General features: G+C 72.0%; 18 protein-coding genes. 10 read left to right on the top strand and 8 right to left on the bottom strand.

Translation table 11 applies throughout. From position 1 onward, the window contains the following. Positions 1–13: 13 nt before the first annotated feature. From H3C53_11905 to hisA, 6 genes are all read right to left on the bottom strand, one after another. A complete protein-coding gene (locus H3C53_11905; GenBank protein ID MBW7917369.1) occupies positions 14–1,141 on the bottom strand; it encodes an ABC transporter ATP-binding protein in 1,128 nt (375 codons plus the stop codon). A 141-nt stretch (positions 1,142–1,282) separates the two neighbouring features. Continuing rightward, a complete protein-coding gene (locus tag H3C53_11910; protein ID MBW7917370.1) occupies positions 1,283–2,347 on the bottom strand; it encodes a spermidine/putrescine ABC transporter substrate-binding protein in 1,065 nt (354 codons plus the stop codon). 134 nt (positions 2,348–2,481) lie between these two features. Further along, a complete protein-coding gene (locus H3C53_11915; protein MBW7917371.1) occupies positions 2,482–3,408 on the bottom strand; it encodes an SDR family NAD(P)-dependent oxidoreductase in 927 nt (308 codons plus the stop codon). Positions 3,409–3,702: 294 nt separating this feature from the next. Further along, entirely contained in the window at positions 3,703–4,095 is a 393-nt protein-coding gene (locus tag H3C53_11920; GenBank protein MBW7917372.1) for an acyl-CoA thioesterase, read from the bottom strand. Then, positions 4,092–4,916, bottom strand: coding sequence for a bifunctional DNA-formamidopyrimidine glycosylase/DNA-(apurinic or apyrimidinic site) lyase (gene mutM / locus H3C53_11925; GenBank protein ID MBW7917373.1), 825 nt, complete (start codon positions 4,914–4,916; stop codon positions 4,092–4,094). Before mutM ends, H3C53_11920 begins: the two co-directional genes overlap by 4 nt. Beyond that, on the bottom strand, positions 4,900–5,601 hold the full coding sequence (hisA, locus tag H3C53_11930) for a 1-(5-phosphoribosyl)-5-[(5-phosphoribosylamino)methylideneamino]imidazole-4-carboxamide isomerase (GenBank protein ID MBW7917374.1): 702 nt from the start codon (positions 5,599–5,601) through the stop codon (positions 4,900–4,902). The genes mutM and hisA overlap by 17 nt, the downstream gene beginning before the upstream one ends. Before the next feature lie 165 nt (positions 5,602–5,766). On the opposite strand from hisA, the gene H3C53_11935 reads away from it, so the two are divergent. The 7 genes from H3C53_11935 to fabF all read left to right on the top strand — a co-directional run bounded on the left by H3C53_11935 (position 5,767) and on the right by fabF (position 11,184). Continuing rightward, on the top strand, positions 5,767–6,348 hold the full coding sequence (locus H3C53_11935; GenBank protein MBW7917375.1) for a DUF177 domain-containing protein: 582 nt from the start codon (positions 5,767–5,769) through the stop codon (positions 6,346–6,348). 74 nt (positions 6,349–6,422) lie between these two features. After that, positions 6,423–6,608 carry a 50S ribosomal protein L32 gene (gene rpmF / locus H3C53_11940; protein MBW7917376.1) on the top strand — a complete coding sequence of 62 codons (186 nt, stop codon included), beginning with the start codon at positions 6,423–6,425 and terminating at the stop codon, positions 6,606–6,608. A gap of 145 nt (positions 6,609–6,753) precedes the next feature. Beyond that, positions 6,754–7,740 (top strand): ketoacyl-ACP synthase III, encoded by a 987-nt coding sequence (locus H3C53_11945; protein ID MBW7917377.1) that lies wholly within the window; start codon positions 6,754–6,756, stop codon positions 7,738–7,740. Then, complete coding sequence (fabD, locus tag H3C53_11950; GenBank protein ID MBW7917378.1) at positions 7,740–8,681, top strand: ACP S-malonyltransferase; 942 nt, start codon at positions 7,740–7,742, stop codon at positions 8,679–8,681. The genes H3C53_11945 and fabD overlap by 1 nt, the downstream gene beginning before the upstream one ends. Beyond that, positions 8,678–9,427: a 3-oxoacyl-[acyl-carrier-protein] reductase gene (gene fabG / locus H3C53_11955; GenBank protein MBW7917379.1), complete on the top strand. Its 750-nt coding sequence runs from the start codon at positions 8,678–8,680 to the stop codon at positions 9,425–9,427. Before fabD ends, fabG begins: the two co-directional genes overlap by 4 nt. Before the next feature lie 184 nt (positions 9,428–9,611). Next, the gene (acpP, locus tag H3C53_11960) at positions 9,612–9,851 is read left to right on the top strand and encodes an acyl carrier protein (protein MBW7917380.1); all 240 of its coding nucleotides are present in this window, start codon (positions 9,612–9,614) and stop codon (positions 9,849–9,851) included. A 100-nt stretch (positions 9,852–9,951) separates the two neighbouring features. Next, positions 9,952–11,184, top strand: coding sequence for a beta-ketoacyl-ACP synthase II (gene fabF, locus H3C53_11965; GenBank protein MBW7917381.1), 1,233 nt, complete (start codon positions 9,952–9,954; stop codon positions 11,182–11,184). A 25-nt stretch (positions 11,185–11,209) separates the two neighbouring features. On the opposite strand, the gene murJ is transcribed toward fabF, so the two are convergent. Continuing rightward, a complete protein-coding gene (gene murJ, locus H3C53_11970; protein ID MBW7917382.1) occupies positions 11,210–12,745 on the bottom strand; it encodes a murein biosynthesis integral membrane protein MurJ in 1,536 nt (511 codons plus the stop codon). A 148-nt stretch (positions 12,746–12,893) separates the two neighbouring features. Here murJ and H3C53_11975 point away from each other — a divergent pair, with 148 nt between their 5' ends. Then, positions 12,894–13,514, top strand: coding sequence for a hypothetical protein (locus H3C53_11975; GenBank protein MBW7917383.1), 621 nt, complete (start codon positions 12,894–12,896; stop codon positions 13,512–13,514). On the opposite strand, the gene H3C53_11980 is transcribed toward H3C53_11975, so the two are convergent. After that, positions 13,491–13,862: a (2Fe-2S)-binding protein gene (locus H3C53_11980; GenBank protein ID MBW7917384.1), complete on the bottom strand. Its 372-nt coding sequence runs from the start codon at positions 13,860–13,862 to the stop codon at positions 13,491–13,493. The genes H3C53_11975 and H3C53_11980 overlap by 24 nt on opposite strands. A gap of 174 nt (positions 13,863–14,036) precedes the next feature. On the opposite strand from H3C53_11980, the gene H3C53_11985 reads away from it, so the two are divergent. Then, on the top strand, positions 14,037–15,344 hold the full coding sequence (locus tag H3C53_11985; GenBank protein MBW7917385.1) for a nucleotide sugar dehydrogenase: 1,308 nt from the start codon (positions 14,037–14,039) through the stop codon (positions 15,342–15,344). Then, on the top strand, positions 15,344–16,351 hold a 1,008-nt coding region (locus H3C53_11990; protein ID MBW7917386.1), incomplete at its 3' end, for an NAD-dependent epimerase. The genes H3C53_11985 and H3C53_11990, both read left to right, overlap by 1 nt.

Raw genomic sequence — 16,351 nt, forward strand, 5'->3', positions numbered from 1 at the left:
CGCGGGCCCGCGCTCAGGCGAGGATGGAGCCGTGCTCGACGTGCCAGCTCAACCGCACGGGCGTGCCCTCCACCAGCATGCCCGCGAAGCCGTGCTGCTGGTTCTGGACGCGCGCCACCACCACCGCGCCGCCATCGAGCCTCACGAGGTAGCGCGCGTCGGTGCCCAGGTAATGGACGGCCGTGATGGTGCCTGGCAGGGTGGCATGCCCGTCCTCGGGCGCGGCGCCCTCGCCGACCGCCAAGCTAACCACCGTCAGCTTCTCGGGCCTGACCGCCAGCGCCACGCCGTGACCGACCGACACGTCCGGCTCGCGCAGCACGCCGGTCAGGACCGTGCCGCCCTCGAGTCGCACCCGGCCGGTGGCGCCCGATTTCGACTCGAGCACACCCGTCATGAAGTTGGTCTCACCGATGAAGTCGGCCACGAAGCGGTCGACGGGGCGCTCGTAGATGTCGTCCGCGCGCCCCACCTGCAGCACCTCGCCCGCGTTCATGACCGCGATGCGGTCGGCCATGGTGAGGGCCTCCTCCTGGTCGTGCGTGACGTACACGAAGGTGATCCCCACCTGCTGCTGCAGGCGCTTCAGCTCGAACTGCATGGCGCGGCGCAGCTTCAGGTCGAGCGCGCCGAGCGGCTCGTCGAGCAGCAGCACGCTCGGCCTGTTAACGAGCGCGCGCGCCAGCGCCACACGCTGGCGCTGCCCGCCCGAGAGTTGCACCGGCTTGCGCCGCTCCACCCCCGGCAGCCTGACCATCTCGAGCGCCTCGATAGCGCGCTTGCGCGCCTCGGCCACCGGCACCCGCGCCATGCGCAGGCCGAACATCACGTTCTGCAGCACGCTCATGTGCGGGAAGAGGGCGTAGTCCTGGAAGACGGTGTTGACGGGGCGGTGGAAGGACGGGATGCCCCGCATGGAGCGCCCGCCCAGCAGCAGCTCGCCCGACGTCGGGTCCTCGAAGCCGGCTATCACGCGCAGCGTGGTCGTCTTGCCGCAGCCGGACGGGCCGAGCAGCGCGAAGAACTCGCCCTCCCTGATGTCGAGGTCGACGTCGTTGACGGCGCGCACGAGCGACTTGGTGCGCGGGTCGAGGAACTCCTTGACCAGGCTTCTGATCTCTACGGCTGGGGCCGGCGTCATGGTGTGGCCAAGATTCTAACCCGGCGTCGCGCCGCCGCCCAGCCGTCGCCCCGGTGAGCCCCGGAACGGGCAACCGCGCCACCATCCAGCGAACGGGCCGCGAACCGTGGTCCGCGGCCCAGCCCGCACGCCGAGCGCGCTCTAGCGCCCGACGAAGATCTTGATCATGTCCCACGCGTCGTTCAGGAGCGCCTCGCGCTCGGGCGACTGCGTGGCGAAGAAGAGCCGGGCCTTGGTCTCCTCGCTCGGGTAGATGGCGGGGTCGTCCGCCAGCTCCGGGTCGATGAGGCCCTGCTCGTACGCCGCGAGGTTGGGCGTGCCGAACGCCGTGTAGTTGGAGATGTCGGCGCCGGCCTGGGGCCACAGGATGTAATCGATGAAGGCGTGGGCGAGCGCCTTGTTGGGGGCGCCCTTGGGGATGGCCAGGCTGTCGAGCCAGAAGTTGGTGCCTTCCTCCGGGATCACGTAGGCGTAGGTGTCGCACTCGCACTCGTCCATGATCTGGAAGATGTCGCCCGAGTACTCGATGACAACGTCGGCCTCGCCGCGCGCGAGGATCTCCTGGCCGTCGTCGCGAGCGATGTAGACCACGTTGCCGCCGTTGTCGATCAGGTACTGGGCGGCGGCGTCGATGTCGGTGGCGCTCTCGCTGTTGGGGTCCTTGCCGACCATGAGGAGACCCATGCCGATCATGGCGGTGGTGTCCTCGAGCCATGCCACCGGCCCGTCGTAGGCGAACACGTCTGACCAGGAGTCCATCGAGGCGACCTTCTCCGTGTTGTAACCGATGCCGACCGTGCCCCACTGGTAGGGGATCGTGTAGTCGTTGCCCGGGTCGAACGGCAGCCCAGTGAAGGTGGGGTCGAGGTTGCCGTAGTTCGGGAGCAGCGAGTGGTCGATCTTCTCGAGCAGCCCCTCGAGGATCATGGTCGGCACGTTCGCGTCGGTGGGCACCACGACGTCGTAGCCGGGGTTGCCCTGGCGCAGCCGCACCACCATGTCGTCGTCAGTGCCGTAGGTGTCGTAGATCACCCGCACGCCGCAGGCCGCCTCGAAGTTCGAGATGGTGTCGTCGGCGACGTAGGTGGCCCAGTTGTAGACGCTGAGCGTCTGCCCCTCGAAGCCGGCGGGGCAGGTCCAGTCGGTCTGGGCGTGAGCGGCCGTGAAGAAGGCCGCCACAAGGCTGGCGAAGATGAGCTTGCGCATCGGTCCTCCAACAGTCTCGAGCTTGCCAGGCAGATCGAAGCCCGGTCGGTCTCCGCACTAGCGCTGGTCTGCCAGAAGGTTAGCACTTGGCGCGGCCGCGCCCCACGTGGGGTTGAGGCTGTCTGAAGGCGCCCTCACCGACCGCTCGAGCGCACCACCCGGTCGAGCTGCGGGTCGGACAGGACGCGCCGCAGCACGTTGATGAGGTGAGCGTCGGGACCGACGAAGTAGCGGGTGCGGCTGCGGCGCGCCGAGAGGGCCCGGCGCACGGCCAGGGCCACCCGTTCGGGCCGCGTGCCGTGCAGGGTGGCGAACTCGGCGCCCTTCGCGAGGTCGCCGATCAGGTTGCCGTAGTACTCGCGGGCCTTGGGCGACACGCGCTCCATGCGCTCGAGGCCCTCGCTGAGGGACTTCTCCCAGATGGGGGTGGCTATGCGGCCGGGCTCCACGACCGACACGCGGACCTTGAAGGGGAGCAGCTCGCGTCGGAACGCGTCGGCCACGGCCTCGAGCGCGAACTTGGAGGCCGCGTACGCCCCCAGGAGCCGCGACGACACGAGGCCGGAGACCGACCCCACGAACACGAGCCTGCCGGGCCGCTCCCGCAGCAACGGCATGAACGCCTGCGCCAGGCCCACCTGGCCGATCACGTTCACCTCGAACTGCTGCCTCAGGTCGTCAAGCGGCAGGAACTCCATGGGGCCCGCCACCGCGATGCCGGCGTTGTTCACGAGGCCGTGGAAGTGCCCGCCGTTGAGCTCGTCGTTCACCGTCTGCGCGGCCGCGGCCACGTCGGACGCGGAGGTCAGCTCGAGCTGCAGCGGCCTTAGCCGGCCCGCCGCGGCGCCGGCGGCGGCCGCCAGCTCGCTGGCGGCCGCGAGCGACCTCACCCCCGCGTAGACCGTGTAACCGTTCGCGAGGAGGTCGAGCACGCAGGCCCTGCCGATGCCGGTGGAGGCGCCGGTGACGACGACCACCCGCTCGGCGCCCCGCGCGTCCCGGTCGTCCACCTTCCGTGGCGGCCGCCCGAACGGTGGGCTCGCGCTCTCGCTCGACGACACGCCGGCATCCTACCAGGGGTCGCCGACGGCCCGGAACGAAGCGGCGCCGACGCGGTTGCTGCTCGCGTCGGCGCCGGTCCTGCCTCGTTCCTTGCTTCCGGGCCTCCCGCCGGGACCCTCCCGGCGTGCTGCTGAGGTGCTGCTCTTCTTGCCTGCGCGGAGGCCCGGAAGCCCTCCAGCGGTTCGGGGTTCGGGCCGCGCCCCCTGTGGTCGCCGGCGCGGCCCCTCCTTGCGCCTGCACCCCTTCCGCCTCACCCCCACCATAGGCGACGGGGGCGCCCGGCGCGAGGGACGTCAGTCCCCCACCCGCCACTCCTCGAAGACGCGTCTGGCGTCGTCGGGGACGCGAACGGGCACGTTCTTGGCGTAGTCGAACCAGACGGCCACGGCCTCGACCTCCACGGCCACCTCGCCGTCGGCCAAGATCTCCTGGCGCATGGTCACGCTGCTGTTCCCCACGCGCTCCACCCACGTCTCAACGCTCACCGCCTGGCCGAGCCGCACCTGGCGGCGGTAATCGAGCGCCAGGCGCGCGAGTATGAACCCGCCGGGCGGCAGGCCCAGGTCGCGCACGAGCTCCACGCGGCCCAACTCGGCGTAGGTGGCGTAGGTGGCGTTGTTGATGTGGCCGAGCGCGTCGGTGTCGCCGAAGCGCACCTGGATCTCGACCCGCGCCCGGCGGCTCACGGCGCCACCTGGCAGTGCGGGCACACGGTGGTCCCGCGCTGCCCCACGACGAGCCGCTCGAGCGTGTGCCCGCAGCGCGGGCAGGACCGCCCCGCGTGGCCGTACACCTCGAGCTGCTCGGCGTACTCGCCCGTCCCGCCCTTCAGCGTCCGGTAGTCGGCCAGGGTCGTGCCCTGCGCCGAGACGGCCGCCGTCAGCACCTCGCGCAGGGCGCCGTGCAGGCGCTTGGCCTGCGCGCGCGTCAGCGCGGCCGCCGGTGTGAGCGGGTGCACCCGGGCGCGCCAGAGCGCCTCGTCGGCGTAGATGTTGCCCACCCCCGCCACGGGCCGCTGGCTGAGGAGGTAGGTCTTGACGGCCACGCGAGAGCGCGCCAGCGCGGCCGCGAACGCCGCCACCGTGAAGCCGGCGTCCAGCGGCTCGGGCCCGAGCGCGGCCAGGGTGGGGAGCAGCGAGTAGTCGCCGGCGTCCACCACCAGGAAGCGCCCGAAACGCCGCGGGTCGACGAAGTAGAGGGTGGCGGGCGCCGCCCCGCTGAGGGCCACGCGCACGCGCAGGTGACTGGCGGCGGCACCGCGAGGGGCCTCCTGCGCCAGCACCCCCGTCATGCCCAGGTGCGCCACAAGCTCGAGCCCCCCCGAGAGGGGCATGAGGAGGAACTTGCCGCGGCGGCCCACCGCCTCGATGCGGCGCCCGAGGGCCCGGTCGAGCCCCACGTACTTGGGCCCGTGGGGTGCCAACAGGTCGACACCCAGCACCTCGCGCCCGGGCAGCCACGCGGCAAGCTCGCGCCGGACGGTCTCGACCTCAGGCAGCTCTGGGATAGGTGATCCTCCCCTCGTACAGGGCCCTGCCGACGATGGCGCCCTGGAGGCCCAAGCGCTCGTAGGTGTCGAGGTCGGCGTCGGCGGCCACGCCGCCGCCCGCCACGAGGCTCCCGGCGAAGGCGTCGCGCATGCGGGCCACCGGCTCCACGTCGACGCCCAGCATGGTGCCGTCGCGCGACACGTCGGTGTAGATGAGCTGCGTCACGCCCTGCCCGGCCACGCGCCGCGCCAGGTCGAGCGCGTCCACGGCGGTCGTCTCCGCCCAGCCGCGCACGGCCACGAGCCCGCCGCGCGCGTCTATCGTCACGCACACGCGCTCCGGCCCGAACTCCGCCACCAGCGCCTCCACCACCTCGGGCCGAGTGACGGCGACCGTGCCGAGCACCACCCGGTCGACGATCTCGAGCCACCGCCGCGCGCTCGCCACGCTGCGCACCCCGCCGCCCAGCTCCACCTTGGCGCGGACGCCGCCCGCCAGGCCCTTCACCGCCTCGGCGTTGTCGCCGCGACCCAGGCTGGCGTCCAGATCGACCACGTGCAGCCACTCCGCGCCGAGGTCGTCCCACTTGCGGGCCGCCTCGAGCGGGTCTGGGAAGTAGACGGTCTCGCGCTCGGGGTCGCCCTCGAAGAGGCGCACCGCCCGGCCCTGCTGGATGTCGACTGCTGGTATGACGAGGAACATGTCGTGCAGAGCATAGCCGACGCCCGCGGCGCCGGCGCGCGCGCCAACGACGGGGACGTCGCGGCCGCCGGGCGCCGCCCGAGGCCGCCCGCCGGTCGGGACCGGGAGCCGTAAGCCCACCCGCCTACCTTGACACGGCCCCCGCCGGGCCTATACTTTCAAGGGATGCAGTCTAGCGGCCACGCGACTCTCAACTTGTCCTCGCTTCTGACGCACACCGTGGGCGGCACGCCCGAGGTGAGCGGCGAGGGGTTGCTGGAGCCCGCGCAGGAGCTGCTGGAGGCGGACGGCATCAGGCTGCGGGGGCCCATCAGTTGGCGCCTGACGGTCATGAACGCCGGCGGCGACGACGATTTCGTGCTGGAGGGCGCCGCGGAGGCCACCGCCATCATGGATTGCCGCCGCTGCCTCACCGACGTCGACACCAAGGTGCGCACCACGTTCGTCTACCCCATGGCGTACCGCCCATCCGACCTGCCGCTCCTCCTCGACGAGGACGGCGAGGAGGGCGACGACGAACTGCTCGTGTTCGGCGCGCCCGAGGTGGACTTCAGCGCGTTCCTGACCGAGCTGGTGGCCATCGAACTGCCCATCACTGTGGTGTGTCGCTCCGACTGCCTCGGCCTGAGCGAGGACGGCGTCAACCTCAACGAGCACCCCGAGTTGGCCCCGAAGCGCGAGCGCCCCGCAGCTCAGGAGCGCCCCTCGCCCTTCGCGGCCCTCAAGGACGTGGACATCTCGGCGTAAGCGCTGCCCGGCAGCTCCCGCCACATCCGAACAGCGCTCGCAGACCGCGAGAGTGAAGAAGGAGTAAGCACCGTATGGCCAAGCACCCAGTTCCCAAGAAGCGCACCTCGCGCTCGAGCCGCGATTCGCGTCGGGCCCACCACGCCCTGAGCGAGCCCACGCTCGTGGCTTGCCCCCAGTGCAAGGCCATGAAGCCGCCGCACGTCGTCTGCCCCGAGTGCGGCAGCTACAACGGCCGCCAGGTGATCGCGGAGGCTTGACGCCCGTGAGGCTGCGCCCGCGGGCACCGGCGGCAGGCGCCGCGGTCCCGGGGGCGAGGTTGTCCGATCAGGACGGCTTCGGCCGTCCTTTCTCCTACCGGCCGCCGCCCGCCACCGGCGCGGCCGCCAGCCAGGCAGGTGTCGCGTGAGCCAAGGTAACGCCAGGGCGGGGGTCACTGCGCTGGGGGCCTACGCGCCCCCGAAGATCCTCAGCAACGAAGACCTCGAGAAGATGATGGACACGTCGGACGAGTGGATAACCACCCGCACCGGCATCAAGCGGCGCCACATCGCGGCCGACGACGAGTTCACCTCGGACCTAGCCTTCCGCGCCGTCGAGGACCTGCTGGCGCGTCACGGCGACGACGCCCTGGCCGGCGTCGACATGGTCATAGTGGCCACGAACACCCCCGACGCGCTCTTCCCGGCCACCGCCGCGCTCGTGCAGGAGCGGTTCAAGCTGAGCGCCGGCGCCTTCGACCTCCTCGCGGCCTGCCCCGGCTGGCTCTACGCCGTCGGGCTCGCCAAGAGCCTCGTGGAGTCGGGGCAGTGCCGGCGCGTGCTGGCGATAGGCGCGGAGGCCCTCACCAAGATCGTCGACTGGAACGACCGCTCCACCGCGGTGCTGTTCGGCGACGGGGCCGGCGCGGCAGTCGTCTCGGCCGTGCCCGAGCCGTACGGCATCAAGGGCGTCGTGATGGGCGCCGACGGCTCGGGCGCCGACCAGCTCCACAAGCGCTCGGTTGGGCGCTGCCTGCCCAGCGGCGCGCCCCTCTCCGAGTCCCTTTACATGAACGGCCGCGAGGTCTACAAGTTCGCGGTGCGCGTCATGAACACCGCCACCATCGAGAGCATCCGCAAGGCCGGACTGACCCCCGACGACATCTCGCTCTTCGTGCCGCACCAGGCGAACCTGCGCATCATCGAGGCGGCGCGCGAGCGCCTCGCCCTCCCGCGCGAACGCGTGGTGGTGACCGTCGACGAGTACGGCAACAACTCCACGGCCAGCATCCCTCTGGCGCTGCGCGCCGCGCTCGACGCCGGTCGCGTCGCCGCGGGCGACAACCTGCTCCTCGTGTCGTTCGGCGCGGGCCTGACGTGGGCGGCGTCCGTGCTCACCTGGGGGCCGTGATGATCGCGGCGCTCTTCCCCGGTCAGGGGTCGCAGGCGGTGGGCATGGCGCGCGAGCTGCACGCCGCCTCGCCCGCCGCGCGCCGCGTGCTGGAGGAGGCCGAGGCGGCCCTGCCGGGGCTGCTCGAGCTCATGTGGGAGGGTCCGGCCGAGGAGCTGCAGCTCACCGCCAACCAGCAGCCCGCCCTGGTGGCCGCCGGGGCGGCCGCCTTCGCGGCCTACCTCGAGGCGGGCGGCGCGACGCCGCGACTGGCAGCGGGCCACAGCCTGGGAGAGTACACGGCGCTCGTTGCCGCCGGCAGCCTGAGCGTTGGCGAGGCGGTGCGGCTGGTACGCAAGCGCGGGCAGTACATGCAAGACGCCGTGCCGGCCGGCGAGGGCGCCATGGCGGCGGTCCTGAAGCTCGACGAGGACGTGATCCGCGAGGAGCTCGCGGCGCTGGCCGCCGACCCTGCCGAGGTCGTGGCCATCGCCAACCTCAACGCCCCCGGCCAGACGGTCGTGTCGGGCACTGCGCGCGGCGTGGCGCGCGCCGGCGAGGCGCTCAAGGCGCGCGGCGGGCGCCTGGTGCCCCTCAAGGTGTCCGCGCCCTTCCACTCGCCCCTCATGCGGAGCGCGGCGGAGCGCCTGGCCGGCGACCTGGCCGCCGTCGAGTTCCGCGAGCCGAGCCTCACTGTCGTCTGCAACGTCACCGCCCAGCCGCTGCCCGCCGCGGCCGCCGCGCCGGCGATCCTGGTGGAGCAGGTCACCGCGCCCGTCAGGTGGGTCGAGTGCGTGAGGACGCTCGGCGCCCTCGGCGCCACACGCTACCTCGAGTTCGGCTCCGGCAAGGTCCTGACGGGCCTGCTGGAGCGCATCCTGCCGGGCGCCGCGGGCGCGGCGGTCACGGACCCCGCGTCGCTCGCCGCCGCCCTGGCGCCATCCCGGGAGGCCAAGGCGTGAGCGGAACCGCCAAGCGCACCGTGCTCGTCACCGGCTCGAGCCGCGGCCTGGGCCGCGCCATCGCCGAGCGCTTCGGGCGCGGCGGTCACGCCGTGGCCGTCCACTACGTGAGCTCGGCCGGGGCCGCTGAGGAGGTCGTGGCGGCGGTGACGGCGGCGGGCGGCACGGCGCGCGCGTTCGGCGCCGACGTGGCCGACCCGGCCCAGTGCGCCGCGCTGGTCAAGGCGGTCACGGAGGCGTTCGGCGGGCTCGACGTGCTCGTCAACAACGCCGGCATCACCAAGGACACGCTGGCCCTGCGCATGAGGGACGAGGACTGGCAGCGCGTGCTCGACACCAACCTCTCGGCCGCCTTCTACCTGGCGCGCGGCGCCCTGCGCGGCATGATGCGCGCCGGGTTCGGCCGGGTCGTGAACGTCGCCTCCGTCGTGGGCCTGCGCGGGAACGTCGGCCAGGCCAACTACGTGGCCGCCAAGGCGGGACTCATCGGCCTCACCAAGGCCCTGGCGCGCGAGTACGCCGCCAAGGGGGTGACGGTGAACGCCGTCGCGCCCGGGTTCATAGAGTCCGACATGACGGCCGCCCTGACCCCCGAGGTGAGGGACGCCTACCTGAAGGAGATCCCGGTGGGTCGCTTCGGCACGCCCGAGGACGTGGCCGCCGCGGTGGCGTTCCTGGCGTCGGACGAGGCCGCCTACGTGACGGGTCAGACGCTGGTGGTTGACGGTGGGATGGTCATGCACTAGCATCTCAAAGGCTCCTCGCCCGCCGAGGCCGCGGGGAGCGTCATCTTGCACCGCTTCTCAGGCCGCCGGCGTCGTCGTCGGGAGGCCACTACCACTGGCGGGCACGGGAAGAACCCGTGCTAGACTCGCGCAAGACAAGCACAACGTGGGAGGGGCCCGAGGCCGCCTCCGAGGAGGGAACACCGTGGACGAGCACGAGATTCTGGAGAAGATCAAGGACGTCGTCGCAGACAAGCTCGACGCCGACCCGGCCGACGTGACCGAGGAGTCGCGCTTCATGGACGACCTCGGCGCCGACTCGCTCGACGTGGTCGAGCTGATCATGGGCCTGGAGGACGAGTTCGGCGTCGAGATCAGCGACGACGAGGCCGAGAACATCCGCACCGTCGGGGACGCGGTCCGCTTCATAGCCGACAAGCAGTGACCCCGGGCTAGCCGCGCGGCACCTCACCGCGCGGCGAGCGCCGGGCGCTTGGGCCGGGCCACGCGCACCCGACACGGCCCTGATCGACGTGGGAGCGACAATGAGAAGAGTCGTCGTCACTGGTGTCGGCCCCGTAACACCCATCGGTGTCGGAGCCGACGCGTTCCTTGCAGCCCAACACGAGGCTCGCAACGGTATCCGCAACATCACGCTGTTCGATGCCAGCGACCTCTCGGTTCGTTTCGCCGGCGAGGTCGACGTCGACGTGGCGGCGTACCTCGAGAGCAAGGAGGCCAAGCGCCTCGACCGCTTCGTGCAGTTCGCGCTCATCGGCGCCGACCTGGCGCTCGAGGACGCCGGGCTCACGCCCGACGACGTCGCCGGCGACCTCACCGGCACCTGCGTCGGCTCGGGCATAGGCGGGCTCGACACGTGGGAGGCGCAGTCCAAGGTGCGCTTCGAGCGCTCCCCCATGCGCATCAGCCCCTTCTTCATACCCATGCTCATCGCCAACATGGCCAGCGGGCACGTGGCCATGCGCTACCACCTCACCGGCCCCAGCTCCAGCGTCGTCACGGCCTGCGCCACGGGTTCGAGCAACATAGGCGACGCCTACCGCATGATCCAGCGCGGCGAGGCCGAGGTCGTCATCGCCGGCGGCACCGAGGCGCCCATCACCCCCATGGGGATCGGCGGCTTCGCCGTCATGAAGGCGCTCTCCACCCGCAACGACAGCCCGGAGACGGCCAGCCGGCCGTTCACGGCCAGCCGCGACGGCTTCGTGGCGGGCGAGGGCGCCGGCATCCTCGTCCTCGAGGAGCTGGACCGGGCCGTGAGGCGCGGGGCGCGCATCTACGCCGAGGTCGTGGGCTTCGGCTCCAGCGCCGACGCGTACCACATCACCGCCCCGGCACCGGGCGGCACGGGCGCCATAGCCGCCATCAACCGTGCCCTGAAGGACGCGGGCGTCACGCCGGAGCAGGTCGGCTACATCAACGCCCACGGCACCAGCACCCCAGCCAACGACCTGAACGAGACCCTCGCCTTCAAGGCCGTGTGGGGCGGCTCCGACCGCGTGCCGCCCGTCTCCTCCACCAAGTCGATGACGGGTCACACGCTGGGCGCCGCCGGCGGCATCGAGGGCATAGCCACCGTGCAGGCCATCCACCACGGCGTGCTGCCGCCCACCCGCAACTACCTCGACCCCGACCCCGAACTCGACCTCGACTACATCCCCGAGGGCGCGCGCGAGGCGAAGGTCGACGTGGCCATCTCCACCAACTTCGCCTTCGGCGGCCAGAACGCCGCGGTGGTGTTCAAGCGCTACCGGTGAGCAGCGTGGGCCGCGTTGGCGGCCCTCAGCGCCGGCGCAGCCGCGCCGCCAGCGCCCCGAGTTCGGGTAGCCGCAACGCCGCTCCCGCCAAAGCGAAACCGACCGTCATGACCGCGCCGCCCACCGCCAGGCGCGTCAACTGACCCCACCAGTGGGCCAACGGGGGCAGCAGCGCCAGCAGCAGCGCGGCCGCCACGGCGGCGACGCCGGCGGCGACGGCCACGCGCAGCGCCCCGCCCACCCAGGCGCGGAGCCCGAACCGTTCCCGGCGCGCCACCAACAGCGCGGCCACGGCCAGCTGCAACCACGCGGCCGCGGCGGTGGCCCACGCCACCCCGGCGATGCCCCACGCCTGCGACAGCAGCCAGTAGAGGAGCCCCTGCACGCTCAGGAACGTCAGGACGAGCATCACGGGGGTGCGCACCAGGCGCCTGACGTAGAAGGTGCGCACCAGGAGGTTGAACGCGCCGATCGGGAAGACGGCGAACCCGAGCGGCATGGTGGCCGCGATGGTGAAGGCGCGCAGCTGCGGGTCCATGGGGGCTCCCAGCAACGACCGCCAGTTGTAGACGACGTCGACGGCGGGCGCGGCCAACAGCGCCAACGCCGCCCCGGCCGGTACCGTCAGGAACGTGATGAAGCGCAGCCCCTCCGCGAGGGTCGGGGCGAACGCCTCCGGCTCGCGGACGGCGTGGTCCGACAGGCGCGAGTAGTAGGCCAGCGCCGGCGAGATGCTGAAGAGGCCGAGGGCGAGGCTGAGGAACAGGTCGGCCAGGTAGAAGGCGCCCTGGGCGCCCGCGTCGATGGCGGTGATGATGTTCGACGCCACCACGTTCAGCACCTGCCGCCCCCCGGCCGTGAAGGCGAACGGCACCATCAGGAGGAGCACGCTCCCGAGCGCCGGGTGCCATAGCGCCCCCCAGCGCGGCAGGAGCCCGGCGCGCGCCAGCGCGGGCAGCTGCAACGCTAGTTGCGCGGCGCCGCCCAGCACGTGCGCCGCCGCCAGCATGACGGCGTGGCCGGGGAAGGCCGCCATGAGCGCCACCGTCACCACGTTCAGGGCCACCGGCGCCCAGGCGGGCGCCAGGAAGCGCTCCTCGGCGTTGAGGATGCCCATGGCCAGCGCCGACAGCGAGATGGCCGTTAGGAAGGGGAACACGACGCGCACGAGGCGCGTGGTCAGCTCGAGGTCGACGTTGCCCGCGCCGGAGATCAGGAGCCGCGCCACGAGCGGGGCGCCCAGGTAGGCGCCGATGAGCAGGAGGCCGTTCACGACGAGGAGCAGAGCGAGGAGCGCGCCCGCCATGCGCCGCGCGTCGTCGCGGTCGAGGCGCTTGTACACCGGGATGAACGAGTTGGTGAGCGCCCCCTCCGCGAGGAGCTCGCGGAACAGGTTCGGGACCTTGAAGGCCGTGACGAACGCGTCGATGACGGCGGTCGGGAAGTACTGCGCCAGCAGCGAGTTCTTGAGGAGCCCCGTCACGCGGCTGGCCAGGGTGCCGACCATGAGGGTCACCGCCCCCCGCCGGGTGCTCCGTCGGCCGCCTGCTCGCGCGCTCACGCGGCACATTGTCGCATCATGCGACGCGGCGGCGGCCGAGGCGCCCGCGGCCCGCTCGGGTGGGGCGTGACGCTATCATGAGCCGGACCCGCGGAGCCGCGGCCGGTCGAGGACGCCGGCCACCGGCAGGCCGCGCGAAGGGAGCCACATGGTCGCCGACACCACAAAGCCCGGGTCGCCCGCCCCCGGGCACGTCAAGCGCGAGCCGCGCGTGACCGTCACCGCGGAGTTCGCTCACCCCTCGGCCGCCCGCGACGCCGCCGCGGCCCTTGCGGACGCCGGCTTCGGGGAGGGCGCCGTCAGCGTCGTGCCCGGCGCGGACGATGCCGTGCTGCGCGCCCAGCGCCAGGCCGACCCGTACGTCATCGAGCGCGGCGAGATGCCGCCCGCCAACGGCGCCGTGCTCGGCTTCGTCGTCGGGCTCCTGGGCTTCGGCCTGCTCGGCCTCCTCATGGGCTCGGGCCTGCTCGACCTCTACGGCAAGGAGGCGGCGCAGGCCGTCGGCCCGTTCTGGGCCGCCGTCATCGGCGGCGGCGTGTTCGGCCTGGGCTTCGCGCTCGCGGGCTACATCTTCAACTCGCCCTTGCCCTTGCCCGAACCGCCCGAGCACGCCGCCGGCAAGCCGGACTCCCGCACCTTCGTGTCGGTCGTCGCGAGCGCGCAGCAGGCGGCGGCGGCCGAGGAGGCGCTCGCGCGCTTCTCGCCCGGCAGCCTGCAGGCCTGGCGCGCCGACAACGGCGACTGGCTACCCCAGGGCCGCCACGCCTGACGAGTAGGTGGGCGCCGGCTCCACGTCCTCGGACGGCCTGGGGCCGGCGTCCTTCCAGTTCGGTTCGTCCTCCAGTCTGACCAGCGGCCGCACCGACATGTCGTGCGTCACGCGGATCTGGCACGCCAGGCGCGCCACGCCGCTCAGGCCCTTCTCCTCGAGCCTGGTCGCCTCGGCGTCCGTCATGGCGGCGGGTTCGCCGCTGACGAACTCCACGCGGCAGGTGGTGCAGCGCGCCTTGCCGCCGCAGCGGTGGCCGATGTTCGTGCCTGCGTCGGCGATGGCGAGCACCAGTCGGCGGCCGTGGGGGACGTCGTGAGGGACGCCGTCGATGGTTAGTACCGGCATTCGTGAGACCTCCGTGGATGGGCCCCGGCGCGCCGAACGCGCGCCACCCACGGGTGGCGCATCTCACGCGGCCGAGCGGCCGAAACGCCGAGTATAGCGTAGAATCCGGCGCGCCCCACAGGGGCCGCCCGGAACGTCGTGCCGGCATGACGGCAGCAGGAGGTTGGTTCCCCAGTGACGAACGACCAGGTTGGCGCCCAGGGCGCAGAGCGCATCGCCGTGGTCGGCCAGGGTTACGTCGGCCTGCCCGTCACCCTGGCCTTCGCCGAGAAGTTCCCCGGTGTCATCGGGTTCGACGTCGACGCCGCCAAGATCGCCCGCCTCCAGCGAGGCGACGACCACACGGGCGAGGCGGACGCCACCGAGTTGGCCGGCACCACCACCCGCTTCACCGCGGACGAGGCCGACCTGAAGGGCGCCACCTTCTTCGTCGTGGCCGTGCCCACCCCCATAGACTCCGTCAACCGCCCCGACCTCACGCCCCTCGCCTCCGCCAGTCGCAGCGTGGGACGCGCCCTCACGAAGGGCGCCGTGGTGGTCTACGAGTCGACCGTCTACCCGGGCGTCACCGAGGAGTTCTGCGGGCCCATCCTCGAGGAGGCCTCCGGCCTCAAGGCAGGTGTGGATTTCACCCTCGGCTACAGCCCCGAGCGCATCAACCCGGGCGACAAGGAGCACACCCTCAGGCGCATCGTCAAGGTCGTCTCCGGCCAGGACGCGGCCACCCTCGAGCGCGTGGCGTCCGTCTACGGCGCCATCATCGACGCGGGCGTGCACCGAGCAAGCAGCATCAAGGTGGCCGAGGCCGCCAAGGTCATCGAGAACACCCAGCGCGACCTGAACATCGCCCTCATGAACGAGCTAGCCATGATCTTCGACCGCCTAGGCATCAACACCCTCGAGGTGCTCGAGGCGGCCGGCACGAAGTGGAACTTCCTGCCGTTCCGCCCCGGCCTCGTTGGCGGCCACTGCATAGGCGTGGACCCCTACTACCTGACCACCAAGGCCGAGGAGGTGGGGTACATCCCCCAGGTCATCCTGGCCGGGCGCCGCATCAACGACGGCATGGGCGCCTTCGTGGCGCAGAAGGTCGTCAAGCTCCTCGCCTCGCACGGGCGCCGCATCAACGGCGCCCGCGTGGGCGTGCTGGGCCTCACCTTCAAGGAGAACGTGCCCGACCTGCGCAACAGCCGCGTGCCCGACATCGTCGCCGAGCTGCGCGATTACGGCATCACGCCGCTCGTCCACGACGCCCTCGCCGACCGCGCCGAGGCCGAGCGCGAGTACGGCATCGAGCTGGTGGACGAGTCGGAGCTCGAGGACCTGGAGGCGCTCGTCGTCGCTGTGGCGCACGCCGGTTACCGCGAGTTCGTGCTCGAGCACCTGCCGCGCCTCGTGCAACCGGGCGGCGTCGTGGCCGACGTGAAGTCGCTCCTCAAGGGCGCGACGCTCCCGCCCGGCTACACCTACTGGAGCCTCTGATGGCCAGGCGCTTCCTCGTCACCGGCACCGCGGGCTTCATCGGCTACCACCTGGCGGAGAAGCTCCTCGCGCGCGGCGACAGCGTCGTGGGCGTCGACAACGTAAACGACTACTACGACGTGCGCCTCAAGGAGGCGCGCCTCGCCCGCCTGGCGCGCCACGCCGGCCACCGCTTCGAACGGGTCGACCTCGCCGACCGCGCCGCGCTGGAGCGCGTCTTCGCCGCGGCGGAGCCGCAGGTGGTCGTGAACCTCGCCGCCCAGGCCGGCGTGCGCTACTCCCTCACCAACCCGCACGCCTACGTCGACAGCAATCTCGTCGGCTTCGTCAACGTGCTCGAGGCGTGCCGCCACCACGGGGTGGAGCACCTCGTGTACGCCTCGTCGAGCTCCGTGTACGGCGCCAACACGACAACGCCCTTCTCCGTCCACGACAACGTCGACCACCCACTTAGCCTCTACGCCGCCACCAAGAAGGCCAACGAGCTCATGGCCCACACCTACTCGCACCTCTACCGGTTGCCCACCACCGGCCTCAGGTTCTTCACCGTCTACGGGCCGTGGGGCCGGCCCGACATGGCCATGTTCCTGTTCACGAAGGCCATCTTGGAGGGGCGCCCAATCGACGTCTTCAACCACGGCGACATGCTGCGCGACTTCACCTACGTCGACGACATCGTCGAGGGCGTCGTGCGCACCGCCGACAAGACGGCCACCCCCGACCCCGCCTGGACGGGCACCGCGCCCGACCCCGGCACGAGCAACGCGCCCTACCGCCTCTACAACATCGGCAACAACCAGCCCGTGCAGCTCATGCGCCTGATCGAGGTGCTGGAAGGCGAGCTCGGCAAGGTGGCCGAGAAGAACTTCCTCCCCATGCAGCCCGGCGACGTCCCCGCCACCTACGCCGACGTCGACGCGCTCGTGGCCGACGTGGGCTTCAAACCCGCGACGCCGCTGGAGGTGGGGGTGAAGCGGTTCGTGGAGTGGTATCGGGGGTTCTACGGC

The organism is Trueperaceae bacterium (assembly GCA_019454765.1).
GTDB lineage: Bacteria > Deinococcota > Deinococci > Deinococcales > Trueperaceae > JAAYYF01.

Coding starts and splice junctions, on each gene's coding strand:
- H3C53_11975 (MBW7917383.1), top strand. CDS start 12,894: ATGGTCGCCGACACCACAAAGCCCGGGTCGCCCGCCCCCGGGCACGTC.
- H3C53_11935 (MBW7917375.1), top strand. CDS start 5,767: ATGCAGTCTAGCGGCCACGCGACTCTCAACTTGTCCTCGCTTCTGACG.
- H3C53_11905 (MBW7917369.1), bottom strand. CDS start 1,141: ATGACGCCGGCCCCAGCCGTAGAGATCAGAAGCCTGGTCAAGGAGTTC.
- H3C53_11910 (MBW7917370.1), bottom strand. CDS start 2,347: ATGCGCAAGCTCATCTTCGCCAGCCTTGTGGCGGCCTTCTTCACGGCC.
- hisA (MBW7917374.1), bottom strand. CDS start 5,601: ATGTTCCTCGTCATACCAGCAGTCGACATCCAGCAGGGCCGGGCGGTG.
- fabD (MBW7917378.1), top strand. CDS start 7,740: ATGATCGCGGCGCTCTTCCCCGGTCAGGGGTCGCAGGCGGTGGGCATG.
- H3C53_11980 (MBW7917384.1), bottom strand. CDS start 13,862: ATGCCGGTACTAACCATCGACGGCGTCCCTCACGACGTCCCCCACGGC.
- rpmF (MBW7917376.1), top strand. CDS start 6,423: ATGGCCAAGCACCCAGTTCCCAAGAAGCGCACCTCGCGCTCGAGCCGC.
- fabF (MBW7917381.1), top strand. CDS start 9,952: ATGAGAAGAGTCGTCGTCACTGGTGTCGGCCCCGTAACACCCATCGGT.